An 18,851-nucleotide genomic window follows, 5' to 3' on the forward strand; every position below is an offset into this window, starting at 1 on the left:
GGCGGGTAGAGCGGTGTCGTGCAGACGTTCCTGCCGTACCCGGATTTCCTGGCCAGCGCGCGGGTCCTCGACCAGCGGCGGCTGGGCAAGCAGCGGGTGGAGGCGCTCCAGGTGCTGCGCGGGCTGACCCGGCCGGGATACGGCTGGCGTCACCACCCGGCGGTGCGGATGTGGGCCGGCTACGAGGAGGCGTTGACCCGGTACGGGCTGGACGTGTGCGCGGTCTGGGCGGCGGCGGGCCGGGCGGACACCTGCGCGGCGACCCTGGTCACCGACCTGACCGCCGCCCGGGGCACGGGTCGGGTACGCACCCAGGCCGAGCTGGCCGCCGCCGGTGAGCTGCCGCCCTGGCTGGGCCGGGACGACCTGCACCGCAGCCACCGGTCGGCGCTGCTGCGCAAGGACCCGGAGCACTACCGCCCCCGGTTCGGTGACGTGCCGTCCGACCTGGAGTACGTCTGGCCACCGTCCGACCGTCCCCCGCTCGCCGCCGGACACCCCACCGGCGGCGACGGCGCGGCTTCCTGACCGGGCCGGATTCCGCCTGGTCGGGCAGACTGGAGGCCCCTCGGGTCGGAAGGTGCACATGGCGCTGTCGCAGAAGCTGGGTCGGCTCATCGGCGTACGCGAGCACGAGGTGGACCCGGGCGGCGGTGGCGCCCCCCGGGTGACCCGGCCGACCACTGCCGTGGTGGTGGGCGGCGGGATCGCCGGCATGTCGGCGGCGGTGGTGCTCGCCGAACGCGGGGTGGAGGTCACCGTGCTGGAGGCCGCGCCGACGCTCGGTGGCCGGCTCGGCGCGTGGCCGGAGGCGCTCGCCGACGGAAGCCAGGTCAACGAGCACGGCTTCCACGCGTTCTTCCGGCAGTACTACAACTGGCGGTCGATCCTGCGGCGGGTCGATCCGACGCTCGGTTTCCTCAGGCCGATCCCCGGCTACCCGATCCTGTCCGCGCAGTGGCCCACCGAGGAGTTCGGCAGGCTGCCCCCGGCCCCGCCGGCCAACCTGCTGGCGTTACTGCTGCGTAGCCCCAGCCTGCGCCTGACCGACCTGCGCACGATGGACCGGGACGCCGCGCTGCCGCTGCTCAGCTACGACCCGGTACGCACCTACGCCGAGTTCGACGACACCACCGCCGACGCGCTGCTCGCCTCGCTGAAGCTGCCGGACCGGGCGCGGGCGATGCTGTTCGAGGTCTTCTCGCACTCGTTCTTCAACCACGAGACCGAGATGTCGGCCGCCGAGATGATCGCCCAGTTCCACTTCTACCTGCTGGGCAACCCGGAGGGGTTGGCGTTCGACTGCCCCGACGAGGACTACGCCACGGCGATCTGGCAGCCGCTGACCCGGCACGTGGAGCAGCACGGCGGCCGGGTGTGCACCGGCGTCGCCGCCACCCGGCTGGACCGGGAACCGGACGGCTGGCGGGTGACCACCGTCGACGGCACCGTCCACTCCGCCGGGCAGGTGGTGCTGGCCGTCGACCCGCCCGCGCTGGCCGCGCTGGTCGCCGCCTCCCCCGGCCTGGTCGCGGCGGCACCGGAGCTGGTGGCCCGGATGCCCGCGTTCGGTCGGCCCGGCCCGCCGTACGCGGTGGCGCGGTACTGGCTCGACGGGGACGTCCGGGCCGACCGGGCGGTGTTCAGCGGGGTGTCCCGACAGCCCACCCTGGACTCGGTGACCCTCTACCACCGGCTGGAGAACGAGTCCCGCCGCTGGGCGCAGCGCACCGGCGGCGCGGTGGTGGAGCTGCACGCGTACGCCTGCGACGAGGGGGTGCCGGCGGAGGAACTGGCCGAGCGGATGCGGGTCGAGTTGACCGCGCTCTGGCCGGAGGTCGGCGGATTGCGGGTGCGTGAGCTGCGCGCCCGGGTCGAGGCGCAGGCCCCGGCGTTCACCCCGGGCAGCCACGCCGGCCGTCCCGGGGTACGCACCGACGCCGACGGCCTCTACCTGGCCGGGGACGGCATCGGCACCGACTTCCCCAGCGCGTTGATGGAGCGGTCGGCGGCGACCGGGATCATCGCCGCCAACCACATCCTGCGGGCCGCCGGGGCCGCCGCCGAGCCGGTCCGCTCGATCCGCCCCCGGGGGCTGCTCGCCGGGAAGTGAACCGCCCGGCAGCCGGCCCGCCTGGCCGGGCCGGGCCGGCTACCGGGGTGCCGGGCCGGCTACCGGGGTGCCGGGCCGGGCGGGACGTCCGGTCAGCGTGCCGTGCCGTGGTAGGCGGCCCGCATGAGCTGCTGCATGTCGTCGAGCATCGGCATCCGGGGGTTCGCCGGGGCGCACTGGTCCTCGTAGGCGTTGAGGGCCTGCTGCGGCAGCGCCGCCTCGAACGCCGCCCGGTCGACGCCGATCGCGGCGAACGACGGTTCGATGCCGACCGCGTCGCGCAGCCGTTCCACCGCCTCGGCCAGCGACGCCACCCCCTCCGCCGGGGTGCCGGCCGGCAGGCCGAGCTGGGCGGCGATCTCGGCGAAGCGTTCCGGCGCCCGGTAGCTCTCGTAGCGCGGCCAGCCGGACAGCTTCGCCGGCACGGTGCCGTTGTAGCGGATCACGTGCGGCAGCAGCACCGCGTTGGTCCGACCGTGGGCGATGTGGAACGTCGCGCCGAGGGTGTGCGACATGGCGTGCACGATGCCGAGGAAGGCGCTGCCGAACGCCATCCCGGCGATGGTGCCCGCGTTGTGCATCCGTTCCCGCGCCTCGGGGTCGGCGTCGACCACCGCCCGCTCCAGGTTGGCGAAGATCAGCCGGACGGCGTGCAGGGCCAGCCCGTCGGTGAAGTCGTTCGCGTACACCGACACGTACGCCTCGATGGCGTGGGTGAGCGCGTCGAAGCCGCTGTCGGCGGCGATGGTGGCCGGCATGCTGGCGGTCAGCACCGGGTCGACGATCGCCACGGTCGGGGTGAGCGCGTAGTCGGCCAGCGGGTACTTCTTGCCGGTCCGGTGGTCGGTGATCACCGCGAACGGGGTCACCTCCGCTCCCGTGCCCGACGTGGTCGGCACGCAGACCAGCCGGGCCAGCGCGCCGAGGGTCGGGAAGGTGAAGGCCCGCTTGCGGATGTCGAAGAACTTCTCCCGCAGGTCGTCGAAGACCACGTCCGGGTGCTCGTAGCGCAGCCACATCACCTTGGCGGCGTCCATCGCCGAGCCGCCGCCGAGGGCGACGATGGTGTCGGGGCGGAAGGCCCGCATCAGCGCGGCCCCCCGGTCGACGGTCTCGACGCTCGGCTCGGGCTCCACGTCGTCGATGATCTGCAGGGCGATCCGCCCGGGACGACGTTGCAGCACCCGGTTGATCCGGTCGACGAAGCCGAGCCGGGTCATGGTGGCGTCGGTGACCACGGTGACCCGGTGCACGTCGGGCATCTCGGCCAGGTAGCGGATGGCGTTCGCCTCGAAGAAGATCTTCGAGGGGACCTTGAACCACTGCATGTTGTTGTTCCGCCGGCCGATCCGCTTGATGTTGAGCAGGTTCACCGCCGAGACGTTGTCGGACACCGAGGTACGCCCGTAGCTGCCGCAGCCCAGCGTCAGCGACGGCAGGAACGCGTTGTACATGTCGCCGATGCCGCCCTGCGAGGCCGGCGAGTTCCAGATGATCCGGACGGCCTTCACCCGGCGGCCGAACTCCTCCACCAGGTCCTCGTCGGCGGTGTGGATGACCGCGCTGTGCCCGAGCCCGTGGAACTCGACCATCTGCTCGGCGTACCGCAGGCCCTGCTCCCGGCTGTCGGCACGCAGCACGGCCAGCACCGGGCAGAGCTTCTCCCGGGTCAGCGGCTCGTCGGGGCCGACCCGGTCGACCGCGACCAGGATGATCGAGGTGTCCGGGGCGACGGTGATCCCGGCGGCGTCGGCGATCCAGGCGGCGGTCCGGCCCACCACGTCGGGGTTGAGCTTCCCGGCGGGGAAGAGCAGCGCCTCCAGCTTCGCCTTCTCGGCCGGGGTGGCCAGGTGGGCGTGCAGGGTGCGGAACTCCTCGATGGCCGCGTCGTGGATCGCCGCGTCGAGGATGACGGCCTGCTCGGAGGCGCAGATCATGCCGTTGTCGAACGACTTGGACAGCACGATGTCGTTGACCGCGCGCTTGAGCTTGGCGGTCGCCTCGATCCAGGCCGGCACGTTGCCCGCGCCCACGCCGAGCGCCGGCTTCCCCGCCGAGTACGCGGCCCGCACCATGGCGTTGCCGCCGGTGGCGAGGATGGTGGCGACCCCGGGGTGGTGCATCAGCGCGGTGGTCGCCTCGACCGACGGTTCCTCGATCCACTGCACGCAGTGCTCGGGCGCTCCGGCGGCGACCGCCGCGTCGCGTACCGTGCGGGCGGCCTCGACGCTGCACCGCTGGGCCGCCGGGTGGAAGGCGAAGATGATCGGGTTGCGGGTCTTGAGCGCCAGCAGCGCCTTGAAGATGGTGGTCGAGGTGGGGTTGGTGACCGGGGTGATCCCGGCGACCACCCCCACCGGGTCGGCGATCTCGACGATGCCGCTGATCTCGTCCCGGGCGATCACCCCGACGGTACGGGTCTTCGCCATGCTGTGCGTGACGTGCTCACAGGCGAAGATGTTCTTCACCGCCTTGTCCTCGAACACCCCCCGCCCGGTCTCCGCGACGGCGAGCTGGGCGAGGGCGGCGTGCCGGTCCAGCGCGGCCACCGACGCCTTCCGGACGATGTGGTCGATCTGTTCCTGGTCGTACCGGTCGTAGTCGGCCAGGGCCTTGAGGCCGTCGGCGACCAGGGCGTCGATCGTGGTGGCGAGGGCGGTCGACATGTTTCACCTCGGCGGTTCGGGCGGCGTCTCGGACACCCTCAGCTTCCATCGACAGCCGTCTCGGCGGTGGGGCGCAAGGACCCCTCCGACGGTGGCCGAAGGTCCCGTCCTCGCGCCGGCCGGGCTGGGCCCGGTCAGCCGAAGGTCCCGATGTCGCGCGATGGCCGGGCCGGGTCGCCTACCCGACACCGGGTCACGCCGTCCGCGTCCACCATGATGCCCATGACGGGACCGCGAAAGGCCTACACGTTGCTCGCCGTGGCCGCTGCCGGGGTGGCGGTGCTGGCGTGGCGGATGGGGGTCGACAAGGCCAACGCCCTGGTGGGCCTGGCCGGCGCCTTCGCCGCGAGCGCGATCGGGCTGCTGTCCCTGGTCAGCGCGATCGACCCACGGTCGTCCCAGGCGGCGTCCGCCGCCCTGCCGACGGGGGCGACCCCGGCCGCGCCCGACGCACCGGCCGCCGCCACCGGGTCGACCCCGCCGCCGCGCCACCGCTGGCGACGCTGGCGGCTGCCGGCCGGGATCGCGGTCCTGCTGCTGGTGATCGTCGGTACGGTGGCCCTGCTCTCCTGGCCGACGGACCGCACACCGGACGCGCGGAACGCCTCCCCCACGACCTCCGTCGACGCCGCATCGGCCGCCCCCGGCGTCACCTCGACCCCGGCCGGGCCGACACCCACCACCGATCCGTCCGGGGCGACGCCCACCGGCGCCCCGGCGACGCCGGCCCCCGGCCCGGACGGGCCGACGACCGGCCCCCCACCGCCCCCCACGGCCGGACCGACGCCGACCAGGGGCCCGGCGGGGCCGGACTGGGTACCGCCGGCGGGCGCACCGCACTGGACCCTGTACGCCGACGATGCGGTCTACTTCCTGCCGAAGCCCCGGCTGGCGAAGGGCACCGGCGCGGGCACCCTGATCTTCCAGGCCCAGCACCACCAGCTCGCCCTCTACGACTGGACCGACGACCCGACCGACCTCAGCTACGAGGGGTGCCGGAACCCGAAGGCGCAGCGGTACGCGAGCATCGACCTCGAACAGCTCGAACCCACCCCGGTCACCTACTGCCAGCCCGACCCGGGCGACCCGACGGTGGTCAACTACGTCCGGATCGACCGCAACCGCTACCAGGCGACGCCGGCCTCGGTCGACGTCACCGTCTGGTCGGTCCGCTCGTAACCGGGTCTGCCGGTCCAGCAGCTCGCAAGGCCCCACCGCCTGCCATGATCGACTCCTTGTCGCCGGGGTGGCAGCATCCGGCGGCTCGGATACCGCTACGTCGCCACCCGTACGGCCGGGTCACTGATCGGCGGACGGCGACCACGGGAAGGCGGGGGGACGGCGTTCGTGGTGGGCCGCGATGCCCTCGCGGGCCTCGCCGCTGTCCCGTACCTTCCGGTGCCACCAGGCGATCCGGGCCGGCTGGGCCCGGTCGTCGATGATCTCCTTGGCGGCGGCGATGCTGAGCTGGGAGCGGGCCGCGACGGCGGCGGTGATCGCGGCGACCCGGCCGGTCAGGTCGTCGGCCACCTCGTCGACCAGGCCGACCCGCAGCGCGCGGTCGGCCTCGATCAACTCGGCGGTGAAGATCAGGAACTTGGCGGTGGACGGGCCGACGAGGCGGGCCAACCGCCGGGTGGAGGGTGCCGGGTAGACCAGGCCGAGGCGGGCCGGCGGCACCCCGAACCGGGCGTCCGGGGCGGCGATCCGCAGGTCGCAGGCGACCGCGAGCAGGCAGCCACCGCCGACGCAGGGGCCCTGCACCGCCGCGACGGTGGGCTTGGCGAAGGCGGCCAGCCGCTCCTCGGCGGCGACCGCGATGCCCGCGTCCCCGTTGGCGTCCAGCAGCTCGTCGAGGTCGCCGAGGTCGGCACCGGCGCAGAACGCCCCGTCGGCGCCGGTGAGCACCAGGGCGCGTACCGCCGGGTCGGCCTCCAGCCCGTCCAGCAGCACGGGCAGCCGTCGCCACATGGCCGGCGTCATCGCGTTGCGCCGGGTGGGGTTACGGATCGTCACCGTCGCCACCGCGCCGGTCACCCCGACGGTCAACTCCGCGTCCGACACGGTCGCACCCCTCTCGTCGTGTCACCGGTGCGGCGACCATAACGGCGCGGGCCCGGCGACCACCCACGAGGGGTGGCCGCCGGGCCCGCCGACGCAGGGATCAGGTCAGGAGACGTCGAGCGCGGTGTCGTCGACCACGAAGGACGTCCGCAGCGAGGCGTCCTCGGTGCCGGTGAACTTGAGGGTCACGCTCTGGCCGGCGTACGCCGCCAGCGAGAACGAGCGCTGGGTGTACCCGGTGGCCTTGTTCAGGTTCGAGTAGGTCGCCAGGGTCGCCAGCACGGTGCCGGAGGAGTTGAGCACCTGCACGGTGAGCTTGTCGTACGCGGTGGTGCTGGACACCTCCCGCGAGTCGATGTGCAGCCAGAAGCTGAAGTTGTACGTCGAGCAGCCCGCCGGCACGCTCACCGTCTGGGAGAGCGTCTCGGTCAGGGTGCCACCGGTGCCGCCCAGCCAGGCGTCCCAGGTGCCACCGTGGGTGGGCTGGCTGGCGCCGTGCTGCCCGATGACGCCGGTGCTGGCCGACCAGACCGTGTTGCCGGACTCGAAGCCGGGGTTACCGAGGAGCTGGCCGGCGGTGCAGCTGCCACCGACGCTGCTCACGACCAGCGTGTAGCTGGCCGAGTGGGCCACCGCGCCGGTGCCGGTGACCGTCACCGGGTAGCTGCCGGCCGGGGTGCTGGCCGAGGTGGCGATGGTCAGGGTCGACGACGCGCCCGAGGTCACCGAGGCCGGGCTGAACGACGCGGTCGCGCCGGTCGGCAGGCCGGACGCGGAGAACGTCACGGTCTGCGCGGTGCCGCTGGTGGTCGCGGTGGCGACGGTGGTGGCGACCGAACCGCCCGCGGTCACCGAGCCGGAGGTCGGGGAGAGCGTGACGGAGAAGTCGTTACCGGTCGAGGAGCAGGGGGCGTCGCTGCCGGAGACGGCGACCGCGGTCCACGCCGCCTGGACGGCCTTGTACTCGGTGGAGCAGCTGCCGTACAGGTCGGTCGCCGCCTTGAGGCTGTACGCGCGGGCGGTGTTGGCCGGGGTGCTGGTGTTGACGTACGACGTGTTGGAGGTGAAGTACACGTCCAGGGCGCGGAACCAGATCTTCTCGGCCTTCTCCCGGCCGATACCGGTGACCGCCGGGGCGGAGCCGCAGACCGGCGAGGTGCCGTACGACGTCGCGCCGGTGCCCTCGGCGAGGTTGAAGAAGAAGTGGTTGCCGACGCCGGAGGAGTAGTGCACGTCCTTGTTCTTGGTGCTGGTGGTCCAGCACGAGTCGGACGAGCCGTCCAGCGACGGGTTGTACATGTAGCGCAGCGGGGTGCCGTTGCCGTTGATGTTGATCTTCTCGCCGACCTGGTAGTCACCCGGGTCGCTCGGCGCGGCGGCGTAGAACTCGACCATATTGCCGAAGATGTCGCTGGTGGACTCGTTGAGACCGCCCGACTCGCCGGAGTAGACCAGGCCGGAGACGGCCTCGGTGACGCCGTGGCTCATCTCGTGGCCGGCCACGTCGAGGGAGACCAGCGGCCGGGAGTTGCTGGCGCCGTCGCCGTAGGTCATCTGGGCACCGTCCCAGAAGGCGTTGATGTAGTTGCGGCCGTAGTGGACCCGGCTGGGCACGCCCGCGCCGTTGCCGAAGATGCCGTTGCGGCCGTGCACGTTCTTGAAGTAGTCGAACGTCTTGGCCGCACCGAAGTGGGCGTCGACGCCGGCCGACTGCCGGTTGGCGTTGGTGCCGTCGCCCCAGGCGTTGTCGGCGTCGGTGAACGTGGTGCAGGTGCTGGTGCCGTTGTTCATGTCGCAGGTACGGCCGTTGCCGTGCGACGGGTCGATCATCTGGTAGGTGCTGCCGGAGAGCGTGGTGTCGATGCTGACCGAGCCGGTGTAGATGCCCTGGCCGCTGCCGACCACGGACTCGATCTCGTCGTGCGCGCCGATGACCCGGCCCGTGCTGGCGTCGGTGATGACGTGCAGCTTCGACGGGGTCTGCTGGTCGGCCTTCCAGCCGGACAGCACGGTCTCCCAGGCGAGTCGGCCCTTGCCGGAGGTGGCGTCGACGAAGAGCTCCGGCGTACCCACCTCGGTGATCTTGCCGGAGAACGCCTTGCGGGCCGTCGCGGCGGCCGCCGCCGGGCTGATCTTGGCAGTGGTGCCGAGGGTCAGCGGGGCGGCCAGGCCGACCGAGGTGCCGGCGAGGGTGCCGTCGGGCGCGGTGTGGATGACGAAGTCACCGCCGTACACCCGCAGACCCTGGTAGGTACGGGTGTAGCGGACGTGCGCCGCACCGTTGGCGTCGACCTTGGTACGGACGGCCTGGTAGGCCTCTCCGCTGACACCCTGCACGGCACCGGGGTTGCTGCGCAGCAGGCTCTCGGCGCGGGCGGCAGGGGCGGTGTCCGGGGCAGGGGCGGCCGGGGCCGCCTGCGCTGCGGTGGCGACGCAGGTCAGCAATCCGCTGGTGAGCAGAGCTGCGCTGACGGCGGCGAGGGGTCTTTTCACGTGCCCTCCTGGCAAGGGAAAGATGTGACGGGGGTGGTCACGCATGTAGATATAGCGATACATCGAAGAAAAGAGAAGGGGTGGAGCGGTTCCATGACACGACACTGCCCGAACGGGGGATGGGTGCTACTGAGGGAACCGAACGGTGTCGATGCGCGTCCCAGAGGGATGAGAGCACTGGGTCCGGCCTTCGCCGCGGTCGCCGTCGTCGTCGGTTTGCTGACCGGCTGCTCAGCAGCGGACCCGAGCTCACCTGCGCCTACACCGGCCGCGACCACCGGCAGCCCCGTCCCCACCGCCGGCGAGCCGAGCGGCACCGCCCCCACCGCCGGCGGCCCGACGGACGGCACCGCCGCCATGCGGATCACCCTGACCCGGTCGGGCGGCTTCGCCGGCAACCGCGACACGGTGACCGTCGAGCCCGACGGCCGCTGGACCACGACCGACCGGGCCGGCGCGACACGGACCGGCCGGCTGGAGCCGACACAGCTCGACCGGCTCCGGGCGCTCGCCGGCCCGGCCGCCCGGGAGCGCGACAGCCCGCCCGACGCCGCTTGCGCGGACACCTTCGCCTACCGGCTCACCATCGGGACGCACAGCGTCGACTGGACCGACTGCCCGAGCGGTCCCCCACCGCCGGCCGCCGCGCACGACCTGGCCACCCTCCTGTTGCAGACCACCACGACCGGCTGAGCGCGCCGGCCGGCGGCAGAGCGGGCCGGCGGCAGAGCGGGCCGGCGGCAGAGCGGGCCGGCGGCAGAGCGGGCCGGCGGCAGAGCGGACCGGCCGCAGGCAGGCGGCGCAGGTAGCGGGCAGCCAGCGCGGGCAGATGGGGTGGCGGGCGGCAGGAAGCGGCGGCGGGCGGCAGCCGGCAGCCGGACGGCGTCGATCGGATAACCTACCCGCTCCGAATCCCGCGAGGAGCGTTGTGCCGAACTGTCGACCCGCCGGTCCGCGCCGCCCGCTCAGCGTGGCCGGCGTGCTGTCGGCGGTGGCCGCCACCGTCCTGGCCACCGGCTGCGCGGCGATCGACGACGAACGGCCGGCGGCCCCCGTCCCGACCCCGCCGGCCCGGACCCTGCGGACCCCGGACACCCTGCTGGCGATGCCCCGCTCGACCGTCCCCCTGCCGGCCGGGCTGCCCCGGTTCCGGCTCGACGAGCTGACCCGGGAGGCCACCCCCGCCACCAGCACCCTCGAGGCGACGTACGGGCGCAGCCGACCCACCGCCGAGACGATCGTCGTGAGCGCCGTCTCGGGCACGGTCGCCGATCCGCAGGCCACCCTGGCCCGGCTGCTCAAGCCGTACCGGATCCCCAAGCCGAAATCGGTGGAGTTCGGCCGGTTCGGCGGCGAGGCCCGGTGCGGGCGGGGACGCACCGCGGACCAGGGTCACCTCACCGCCTGCGCCTGGGCCGACCCGCAGGTTGCCGGCGTGGTGGTCTTCCTCACCCCCGCCAGGCAGCCCGACCGCAAGGAGGACTTCCTCGCCATCCGCGACGAGCTGGAACGACCCGCCGGCTGACCGTCCTCACCCGACCAGGCGGAAGCGCTCGGCGACGGCGAGCGTGTCGTCGTCCACCCGGAACCCGGGGTCGTCGATCCAGCCGAGGTAGTCCGGCCCGTGCCAGTACCCCTCGTGGCCGGCCCGCCAGGCCGCCACCGAGTCGTACCCCTCCCCCTCGTCGCGGGCATGGTCGAGGTCGACGTCACCGAGCCGGACCACCCGGACCCCGGTCACCTCGATCACCGCGACCGGGCGGTCGGCGGAGTCGACCACCACGCTCCGGTCACCCACCGCCGGCAGCGGCTCGCCGGTGCGCTCGTAGTCCTGGAGCAGGCCGGTGGTCGCGGTCTTCGCCCCGCTGAGCACGGCGGCCACCAGCCGGTCACGCAGGGGACCGGGAAAGGCGAACTCGCACGTCGGCAGGTCGGGAAAGCGCGGAGTGGTCACCGGGTGACGGTAGCCCGGCGTCCGGGCTCCCGTCGCGGCGGTGACCCGGTCAGCCCCGGGGGAACATCTGGCCGATCCGGATCCGGTTGCCGAACGGGTCGCGGATGCCGAAGTCGATACCGTAGGGACGTTCCGTCGGCTCGTCGGTGATGTCCACCCCCTTGCCGAGGAGATCCTCGTACGTCTTGCGGGCGTCGTCGGTGGTGATGCTCAGCCAGCCGCCGATCGCCCCCTTGGTCAGCAGCTCCCGGACCTGCTCGGCGGTCGCCGGGTCCAGAGCCGGCGGGCCGGGCTTCTCCAGCAGCACCTCGCGCTGCGGGTCGCCGGGGACGTTGACCGTCAGCCACCGCATGAAGCCCAGATCCTGGTCGGTGTTGACCTCGAAACCCAGCTTGCCGACGTAGAAGTCGAGCGCCTCGTCCTGGTCGAGGACGTACAGCTGGGAGCGGGTGATCGCGTTCATCGTCATGCCGTGAACGCTATGCCAGGCTGCTGACCTGCTGCTTATCCAAAACTGCTGGGTCTGGTCCAGGCCTTGGCGAAGCAGCTCGGCACCGGCGTGTCACCGGCCGACCGACGGCTACGGTACTCGCTGGGCGACTCGCCGACGATCTGGCGGAAGGTACGGCTGAACGAGCCGAGGCTGCTGAACCCGACGGCGAAACAGATGCCGGTGACGTCCCGGTCGGTCTCCACCAGCAGCGACATCGCCCGCTCCACCCGACGTCGTTGCAGGTAGCGGTGCGGGGTCTCGCCGAAGGTGGCTCGGAAGGTGCGGATGAAGTGCGCCTCGGAGACCAGCGCGATCCGGGCCAGCGCCGGGATGTCCAGCGGCTCGGCGTACGCCCGGTCCATCGCGTCCCGGGCGCGCAACATGGCCCGGTTCGACTGCTCCACCGCACGACTCATCGGCCCCCGCCCGTCGTCTACCCCGCGCCGGCCAGGTTACCCAGCCGGACCGCACCGTGGGGCCCCGCGACCGGCGCGGGTGGCCGCGGGAGCCGGGACGCTCAGCAGCCGCTCCACCGGACCGGGAAGGAGACCTCCGGGCCGGCGGCTATGCCGACGACGAGGCCGTCGTCGGCGATGGCCCCGGTAGCGATGCGGGTCACCGGGTCCGAGGTGGCATTGCGCAGCGGAACCCGGTGGTCGAGGTGATCGACCACCGGGCCGGCGAGCAGACTGCCGGCGGCGTTGACGCCCGTCACGTAATCCAGACCCGGCCTGACCGGGGTCGCCACACCGGTGCGGAGATCCCAGCGCACCATCTGCTCGTACTGGCCGTCCGCCGTGTCGTCGACCTGGCCGACCGCCCAGTTCCCCCGGGCCGCCGACACCGTCGACTTCACGGCCCCGGGCGCGGTGAGCCGGTCGACCCGTCCGTCGGGACGACGTACCCAGGCGACGGGCGGCGGGGCGACCCCGCGCCCGCCGGCACCACCCACCCCGGCACCGTTCGACGACCGGTCCTCCTCGCCGGGCACCTCGCCGACGATGGTGCCGTCGTCGAGGACCGCCACCGGTAGGCCGCCGGGCTCGAGAACCTCGACGGTGTCCGGCCGGTCGACGGGCCAGCGCAGGGTCACCGGTTCCTCCAGGTAACCGCCGTAGCCGACGATGTCCCCTCTGCTGTTGACGGCCGTGACATAGCCGCCGATTCCGGTCGGCGGCAGGGGCAGCCACTCCACCCGGCCGTCCCGGTAGCGCCACGGTCGGTTGCCGGTGCTGGTGGAGCTGTCGCCGATCAGGACACCGTGCCGGTTGACCGCCACCAGCAGGCCGGGTGATCTCGTCAACACGGTGACACGCGGGCCGTCCCACCGCAGCAGCAGCGACTCCTGCCCCTGATCGGTGGCCCGCCGGCCGGTGCCGACGATGAACCGGCCGGCCGGGTCGACGAACATGGCGTCCCAGGCGAGGCTCCCACCGGGCGGCAGGGGCAGCGGACGCATCAGGCAGGCCGGGACGCTGTCCGTCCTCGGCGCGGCCATGGCGACGCCGGGCGCGACAAGCGTCGCCGCCAGCAGGCCGGCGGTGAGACCGGCAGCGAGTCGACGCGGGGCGGTGCGAATCATGAGGCAGCCCGTTCCAGTCGGTAGGGTGGGGTCCTCCCACTCAACCAGCTCGATTCGCCTACCGGAAGTGACCGTCCGGTTACGCACTCCGGGAGCGGCCCGGATGTCGGCGGCGGGAGCGTACGCCCGGCCGCTAGGGACGGATCGACAGGCGGCAACGCCAGTGGCGGCCGTGCTGTGGAATTGGAGCCCCCGGCCGGGATCGAACCGGCGACATCTCGCTTACAAGGCGAGTGCTCTGGCCAGCTGAGCTACAGGGGCGCGTGGTGCGAGGTCAGCATAGCGACTGACGTCGGGAAATCCCGGCCGGCAGGGGCCCCGAGCATGGAAAACGTCAATTTCACGCCCGTACCGCCGACGAATCGGTGAGGCGGACCCCCCTCGACCGAGGGGATTGATGCCCGGCCGTGCCTGCCTGACCGAAATGCGTATGCCGTCCGTCCCACTCGGTGCATCCGACCTTGGCAGTGGTGGAAATCCCGTTTACCGTGCAGTGACACGGATGACACCCGGGTCCGGCCACGGCCGTGCCCCGGATGCGGTCCGTAGGTCGACGCCGAGGGCGTCGACAGCTCCTTCACTCGGATCGTCCGGCACGTTCCTGCCGGTGAAAGGAAGCGCACCACCATGGCTACGGTCACGTACGCGAAGGCCTCCCGGATATATCCGGGCACCGAGCGCCCCGCGGTCAACCAGCTCGACCTCCAGATCGGCGACGGGGAGTTCCTCGTCCTGGTCGGTCCGTCGGGCTGCGGCAAGTCCACCAGCCTGCGGATGCTCGCCGGCCTGGAGGACGTCGACGACGGCGCGATCTACATCGACGACCGGGACGTCACCCACCTCCCGCCGAAGGCCCGCGACATCGCGATGGTCTTCCAGAACTACGCCCTCTACCCGCACATGTCGGTGTACGAGAACATGGCGTTCGCCCTCAAGCTGCGCAAGACCCCCAAGGCCGAGATCGACCGGCGGGTCAAGGAGGCGGCGGGCCTGCTCCAGCTGGAGGAGTACCTCAGCCGTAAGCCGAAGGCGCTCTCCGGCGGTCAGCGCCAGCGGGTCGCGATGGGGCGGGCGATCGTCCGCGAGCCGCAGGTCTTCCTCATGGACGAGCCGCTGTCGAACCTCGACGCCAAGCTCCGCGTGCAGACCCGTACCCAGATCGCCTCGCTCCAGGCGAAGCTCGGCATCACCACGGTCTACGTCACCCACGACCAGGTCGAGGCCATGACCATGGGGCACCGGGTCGCGGTCATGCTCGACGGCGTCCTCCAGCAGGTGGACACCCCGCGGGCGCTCTACGACACCCCGGCCAATGTCTTCGTCGCCGGCTTCATGGGCTCCCCCGCCATGAACATCAAGACCGTCTCGCTGAACGAGCGGGGCGCGGCCTTCGCCGAGATGCACATCCCGCTGACCCGCGAGCAGGTCGAGGCGGCCCGCAGCGAGGGTGGCGACAACCGGGTCACCGTCGGCTTCCGCCCGGAGGACTGCGACCTGGTCAGCCCGACCGAGGGCGGCATGCCCGTCGTCGTCGAACTGGTCGAGGACCTCGGCTCGGACGCCAACGTCTACGGCCACGCCGCGCTGGAGGGCCACGAGGAGCGCTTCGTGGTCCGCACCGACCGGCGGACCATGCCGAACATGGGTGACACCGTGTTCGTCAAGCCGCGGGCCGGCCGCAGCCACGTGTTCAACGCGGCCACCGGCCACCGGATCTGATCCACCCGTCCGAAAGGGGCGGTCCGCTTCGGCGGGCCGCCCCTTTCCGGTTCGTCGTCGACCGGGCTCGTGGCCGGTTCGTCGCCGGCTACGCGGCCCGGTTCGTCGTCCACCCGCGCGGACCGGTTCGTCGCCGGGCCGCGCGGGTGCCGGTCAGCCCTCCGCAGCGCGGCGGCGGGCCACCTCGGCGAGGGTGACCGCGGCGGCCACGCTGGCGTTCAGCGACTCCACCTCCGAGATCATCGGGATGCTGACGGTCAGGTCGCAGGTCTCCCCGACCAGCCGGGACAGCCCGCGCCCTTCGGAGCCGACCACCACGATCAGCGGACCGACAGCCGCCTCCAGGTCGTACAGATCGGTGTCGCCGTCGGCGTCCAGGCCGACCACCATGAAGCCGGCCTCCTGACACGCCTTCAGCGACCGGGTCAGGTTGGTGACCTGGGCGACCGGCACCCGCGCCGCCGCACCGGCGCTGGTCCGCCAGGCGGTCGCGGTGATCCCGGCGGCCCTACGCTCGGGTACGAACACACCCTGCGCGCCGAACGCGGCAGCCGAGCGGATCACCGCACCCAGGTTGCGTGGGTCGGTCACCCCGTCCAGCGCGACCAGCAGCGGGGCGGTCTGCTCCAGTGCGGCGTCCAGCAGGTCCTCGAAGGGCCGGTAGGCGAACGGCGGCACCTGGAGACCGACGCCCTGGTGCAGCACCCCACCGGTCATCCGGTCCAGCTCGGCCCGGCTGACCTCCAGGATGGCGATGCCCCGGTCGGCGGCCGTCCGGGTGATCTCGTTGATCCGGTCGTCGGCGTCGATGCCCTGCGCGGTGTAGAGCGCGGTCGCCGGCACCTGGGCGCGCAGCGCCTCCAGTACGGGGTTCCGGCCGACCAGCAGCTCGGGAGTGTCCCGGGACGGGTTGGACTTGCGCCCCGGCGCGACCCGGGGGCCACTACGACCCGCACCCGCGCCTCCCCGGCCGCCCGCGCCTCCCCGGCCACCGCCGCCGGCCCGGGCGGGGGCCACGCCCCGGGTGCCCCTGCCCCAGGTGGTGTCCTTGGTGCCGGGCTGGCCGATCTTGGGAGCCCGGCCCTCCTCGGCCGCCGCCCGGCGCTCCTTGTCCTGCTTCCAGGCGGTGCGCTGGGGCAGCTTCTCGGTGCCCGAGTACGCCTTGTGCCAGGGCCGCTCGTCGGCGGGCAGGGTCTTGCCCCGGCCCGCGAGGGAGTCCCTGTTCTTGCCGCCGGAGCCCTTGGGGGCACCTGCCTTCGACGTCAGTCGCCGGCCACGGCGCTGCGAGTTGCCGGCCATCAGTCCTGCTCTCCAATAGTCCAACGGGGGCCCTGGGGGGTGTCCTCGACCACGACACCGGCCTGCTTGAGCTGGTCGCGTACGGCGTCCGCGGCGGCCCAGTCCCGCCGGCCGCGGGCCTGGGCGCGCTGATCGAGGGCCAACGCGACCAGGGAGTCCACCACACCGCGTAGGTCGTCGACGCGACCACCACCGGTCCAGGCCGGGTCGAGGGGGTCCACCCCGAGGATATCCAGCATCGCCCGGGTGGCGGCGAGGGTGGTGCGGACGGTCACATCGTCGCCGCCCGCCAGCGCCGTGTTGCCGTCCCGCAGAGTGGCCTGGAGGACGGCGAGCGCGGCGGAGGTGTTGAGGTCGTCGTCCATCGCGGCGACGAACGCGGCCGGCAACTCCCCGAGCTGCCCGCCGCCGACCCGCTCGGCGGCCCGCTGGACGAACCCCTCGATCCGCCGGTACGCCACCGCCGCCTCGCGCAGCGCGTCCTCCGAGTAGTCGATCCGGGACCGGTAGTGCGCCGCTGCGTAGTAGTAGCGCAGCTCCACCGGGCGTACCCCGAGCGAGTCGACGTACCCCAGGTCGAGGGCGTTGCCCAGCGACTTGCCCATCTTGGCCCCGCCGATGCTGAGCAGCCCGTGGTGCACCCACCAGCGGGCGAACGGCAGCCCGGCGGCCTGCGACTGGGCGATCTCGTTCTCGTGGTGCGGGAAGGTCAGGTCGAGCCCACCGCCGTGGATGTCGAACTCCGCGCCGAGGTAGCGCAGGCACATCGCCGAGCACTCGATGTGCCAGCCGGGGCGGCCCCGACCCCACGGGGACGGCCAGTACGCGTCCGCCGGCTCGTCCGGCTTGACGCCCTTCCAGAGCGCGAAGTCCCGGGGATCCCGCTTGCCCCGCTCGGGGGCGTCCCCGGCGGACTGCATGTCGTCCGGCGACTGCCCGGACAGCGACCCGTACGCCGGCCAGGAGGCCACGTCGAAGTAGACGTCACCGGACCCGTCGGTGGCCGGGTAGGCGTGACCGGTCTCGATCAGCCGGGCGATCAGCTCGTGCATCTCCGGGATGTGCCCGGTCGCCCGCGGCTCGTACGTCGGCGGCAGCACGTTCAACGCCCGGTAGGACCGGGCCAGGATCAGCTCGTTGGCGTACGCGATCGACCAGAACGGACGACCCTGCTCCTGCGCCTTGACGAGGATCTTGTCGTCGATGTCGGTCACGTTGCGGATGAAGGTGACCTCGAAGCCGGCGGCCGTCAACCAGCGCCGCAACACGTCGTAGTTGACCCCGGAGCGAAGATGGCCGATGTGTGGCGGTGCCTGGAGGGTGAGACCACACAGGTAGACCCCCACCTTGCCGGCTTCCCGCGGGACGAAGTCCCGCACCGATCGGGTGGCGGTGTCATACAAGCGTAGCGTCACCTCACCAGGGTAGCTGTCCGCACTCCGCCGGGTCGGCCCGAGCCGGGCCGTACGCTGCCTGCTGTGGAGACGACGGCGGCGGGTCAACCGGCACCCGCGGGCGGGGAGACGGCGCAGACGCTGGACCGGGGGCTGCGCCTGCTGCACCTGGTGGCCGATGCGCCGGCCGGATTGACCGTCACCGAGGCCGCCCACCGGCTCGGCATCGGCCGGGCCGCCGTCTACCGGCTGGTCGGCGCGTTGACCGGGCACGGGATGCTGCGCCGGGGCGACGACGGCCGGCTACGCCTCGGCGTCGGCGTGCTGCACCTGGCCCGACGGGCGCAGCCGCTGCTGGCCGAGGGCGCGCTGCCCGCGCTGCGCCGCCTCGCCGAACAGACCGGGGCGACCGCGCACCTGACGGTGGTGGAGGGCGACGAGGGGGTGGCGCTGGCGGTGGTCGAGCCGAGCTGGACGTCGTTCCACGTGGCGTACCGGCCGGGAAGCCGGCACCCGCTCGACCGCGGGGCCGCCGGGCGGGCCGTCCTCGCCGGCCGGGCCGGCGTCACCGGGCCGGTGAGCACCGCCGGGGAGCTCCAGGCCGGTGCGTACGGGGTGGCCGCGCCGGTGCGCGGGGTGCCCGGCCTGGAGGCCAGTGTCGGGGTGATCGCACTGGCCCCGCTGCCGGTCGACACGGTCGGCCCGCAGGTCACCACCGCCGCCGCCACGATCGCCGCCGCCCTGTCCTGACGGCAGGCCCCCACGCCCCCAGCCTGCCCCGCCCAACGGTGCCCAGCCGGCCCCGTCACGCCCGGCCACGGCGTATTCGCCGCATGATCGACTCAGGTGAGCCGAGATAGCGGGTTCCGGGAGCCTCCACCCCGCAACTTCGACCCACCTGAGTTGATCGAGGTGCTTTCCCGCTCGTCCGGGCTCATGGGAGAGCGGGCGGCGGGGAGTTGGGGGTTACCAGCGAGCGGGAAGGGTGGGGGAAGCGCATTACCACGCTTGCGCGTGCGGTGGGGGCTGTCCACAGAGGGGCGGCGGGCGGGCGGGGTTGTCCACAGGGGTGTC

16 protein-coding genes and 1 tRNA gene are annotated in these 18,851 nt (G+C 72.9%); 7 read left to right on the plus strand and 10 right to left on the minus strand.

Features of this window, described 5'->3' with window-relative positions; translation table 11 throughout:
* Nucleotides 1-18 precede the first annotated feature (18 nt).
* Together O7625_RS04595 and O7625_RS04600 are read left to right on the plus strand one after the other, a co-directional pair.
* On the plus strand, nucleotides 19-528 hold the full coding sequence (locus O7625_RS04595; RefSeq protein WP_282344522.1) for an MSMEG_6728 family protein: 510 nt from the start codon (nucleotides 19-21) through the stop codon (nucleotides 526-528).
* Nucleotides 529-586: 58 nt separating this feature from the next.
* Nucleotides 587-2,113, plus strand: coding sequence for an FAD-dependent oxidoreductase (locus O7625_RS04600; RefSeq protein ID WP_282344524.1), 1,527 nt, complete (start codon nucleotides 587-589; stop codon nucleotides 2,111-2,113).
* A gap of 92 nt (nucleotides 2,114-2,205) precedes the next feature.
* Here O7625_RS04600 and adhE read toward each other — a convergent pair whose 3' ends face one another.
* The gene (gene adhE, locus O7625_RS04605; protein WP_282344526.1) at nucleotides 2,206-4,779 is read right to left on the minus strand and encodes a bifunctional acetaldehyde-CoA/alcohol dehydrogenase; all 2,574 of its coding nucleotides are present in this window, start codon (nucleotides 4,777-4,779) and stop codon (nucleotides 2,206-2,208) included.
* Between the two features lie 222 nt (nucleotides 4,780-5,001).
* Between adhE and O7625_RS04610 the strand changes: the two genes are divergently transcribed.
* On the plus strand, nucleotides 5,002-5,958 hold the full coding sequence (locus O7625_RS04610; protein WP_282344527.1) for a hypothetical protein: 957 nt from the start codon (nucleotides 5,002-5,004) through the stop codon (nucleotides 5,956-5,958).
* 120 nt (nucleotides 5,959-6,078) lie between these two features.
* On the opposite strand, the gene O7625_RS04615 is transcribed toward O7625_RS04610, so the two are convergent.
* On the minus strand, nucleotides 6,079-6,843 hold the full coding sequence (locus O7625_RS04615; protein ID WP_282344529.1) for an enoyl-CoA hydratase/isomerase family protein: 765 nt from the start codon (nucleotides 6,841-6,843) through the stop codon (nucleotides 6,079-6,081).
* A 105-nt stretch (nucleotides 6,844-6,948) separates the two neighbouring features.
* On the minus strand, nucleotides 6,949-9,336 hold the full coding sequence (locus tag O7625_RS04620; RefSeq protein ID WP_282344531.1) for a M4 family metallopeptidase: 2,388 nt from the start codon (nucleotides 9,334-9,336) through the stop codon (nucleotides 6,949-6,951).
* A gap of 168 nt (nucleotides 9,337-9,504) precedes the next feature.
* On the opposite strand from O7625_RS04620, the gene O7625_RS04625 reads away from it, so the two are divergent.
* Both O7625_RS04625 and O7625_RS04630 read left to right on the plus strand, forming a co-directional pair.
* Nucleotides 9,505-10,029, plus strand: a complete 525-nt coding sequence (locus tag O7625_RS04625; protein WP_282344533.1) for a hypothetical protein — start codon at nucleotides 9,505-9,507, stop codon at nucleotides 10,027-10,029.
* Between the two features lie 235 nt (nucleotides 10,030-10,264).
* Nucleotides 10,265-10,861, plus strand: coding sequence for a hypothetical protein (locus O7625_RS04630; protein ID WP_282344535.1), 597 nt, complete (start codon nucleotides 10,265-10,267; stop codon nucleotides 10,859-10,861).
* A 6-nt stretch (nucleotides 10,862-10,867) separates the two neighbouring features.
* On the opposite strand, the gene O7625_RS04635 is transcribed toward O7625_RS04630, so the two are convergent.
* The 5 genes from O7625_RS04635 to O7625_RS04655 form a co-directional block, all read right to left on the minus strand.
* Complete coding sequence (locus O7625_RS04635) at nucleotides 10,868-11,290, minus strand: ASCH domain-containing protein (protein ID WP_282344537.1); 423 nt, start codon at nucleotides 11,288-11,290, stop codon at nucleotides 10,868-10,870.
* 49 nt (nucleotides 11,291-11,339) lie between these two features.
* On the minus strand, nucleotides 11,340-11,759 hold the full coding sequence (locus O7625_RS04640) for a VOC family protein (RefSeq protein ID WP_067304824.1): 420 nt from the start codon (nucleotides 11,757-11,759) through the stop codon (nucleotides 11,340-11,342).
* A gap of 35 nt (nucleotides 11,760-11,794) precedes the next feature.
* Nucleotides 11,795-12,199 carry an AraC family transcriptional regulator gene (locus O7625_RS04645; RefSeq protein ID WP_282344541.1) on the minus strand — a complete coding sequence of 135 codons (405 nt, stop codon included), beginning with the start codon at nucleotides 12,197-12,199 and terminating at the stop codon, nucleotides 11,795-11,797.
* A 101-nt stretch (nucleotides 12,200-12,300) separates the two neighbouring features.
* Nucleotides 12,301-13,365 carry a hypothetical protein gene (locus O7625_RS04650; RefSeq protein ID WP_282344543.1) on the minus strand — a complete coding sequence of 355 codons (1,065 nt, stop codon included), beginning with the start codon at nucleotides 13,363-13,365 and terminating at the stop codon, nucleotides 12,301-12,303.
* Nucleotides 13,366-13,549: 184 nt separating this feature from the next.
* Nucleotides 13,550-13,626: transfer RNA gene (locus O7625_RS04655), tRNA-Thr, on the minus strand.
* Nucleotides 13,627-13,992: 366 nt separating this feature from the next.
* Between O7625_RS04655 and ugpC the strand changes: the two genes are divergently transcribed.
* The gene (gene ugpC / locus O7625_RS04660) at nucleotides 13,993-15,084 is read left to right on the plus strand and encodes a sn-glycerol-3-phosphate ABC transporter ATP-binding protein UgpC (protein ID WP_067304815.1); all 1,092 of its coding nucleotides are present in this window, start codon (nucleotides 13,993-13,995) and stop codon (nucleotides 15,082-15,084) included.
* A 153-nt stretch (nucleotides 15,085-15,237) separates the two neighbouring features.
* On the opposite strand, the gene rlmB is transcribed toward ugpC, so the two are convergent.
* On the minus strand, nucleotides 15,238-16,383 hold the full coding sequence (rlmB, locus tag O7625_RS04665; RefSeq protein ID WP_067304813.1) for a 23S rRNA (guanosine(2251)-2'-O)-methyltransferase RlmB: 1,146 nt from the start codon (nucleotides 16,381-16,383) through the stop codon (nucleotides 15,238-15,240).
* Complete coding sequence (gene cysS / locus O7625_RS04670; RefSeq protein ID WP_282344546.1) at nucleotides 16,383-17,798, minus strand: cysteine--tRNA ligase; 1,416 nt, start codon at nucleotides 17,796-17,798, stop codon at nucleotides 16,383-16,385. The genes rlmB and cysS overlap by 1 nt, the downstream gene beginning before the upstream one ends.
* Before the next feature lie 63 nt (nucleotides 17,799-17,861).
* Between cysS and O7625_RS04675 the strand changes: the two genes are divergently transcribed.
* On the plus strand, nucleotides 17,862-18,527 hold the full coding sequence (locus O7625_RS04675; RefSeq protein ID WP_282344548.1) for a helix-turn-helix domain-containing protein: 666 nt from the start codon (nucleotides 17,862-17,864) through the stop codon (nucleotides 18,525-18,527).
* Nucleotides 18,528-18,851: the final 324 nt, after the last annotated feature.

Origin of the sequence: Micromonospora sp. WMMD714 (genome assembly GCF_029581315.1) — a bacterium.
GTDB classification, from domain to species: domain Bacteria; phylum Actinomycetota; class Actinomycetes; order Mycobacteriales; family Micromonosporaceae; genus Micromonospora; species Micromonospora rifamycinica.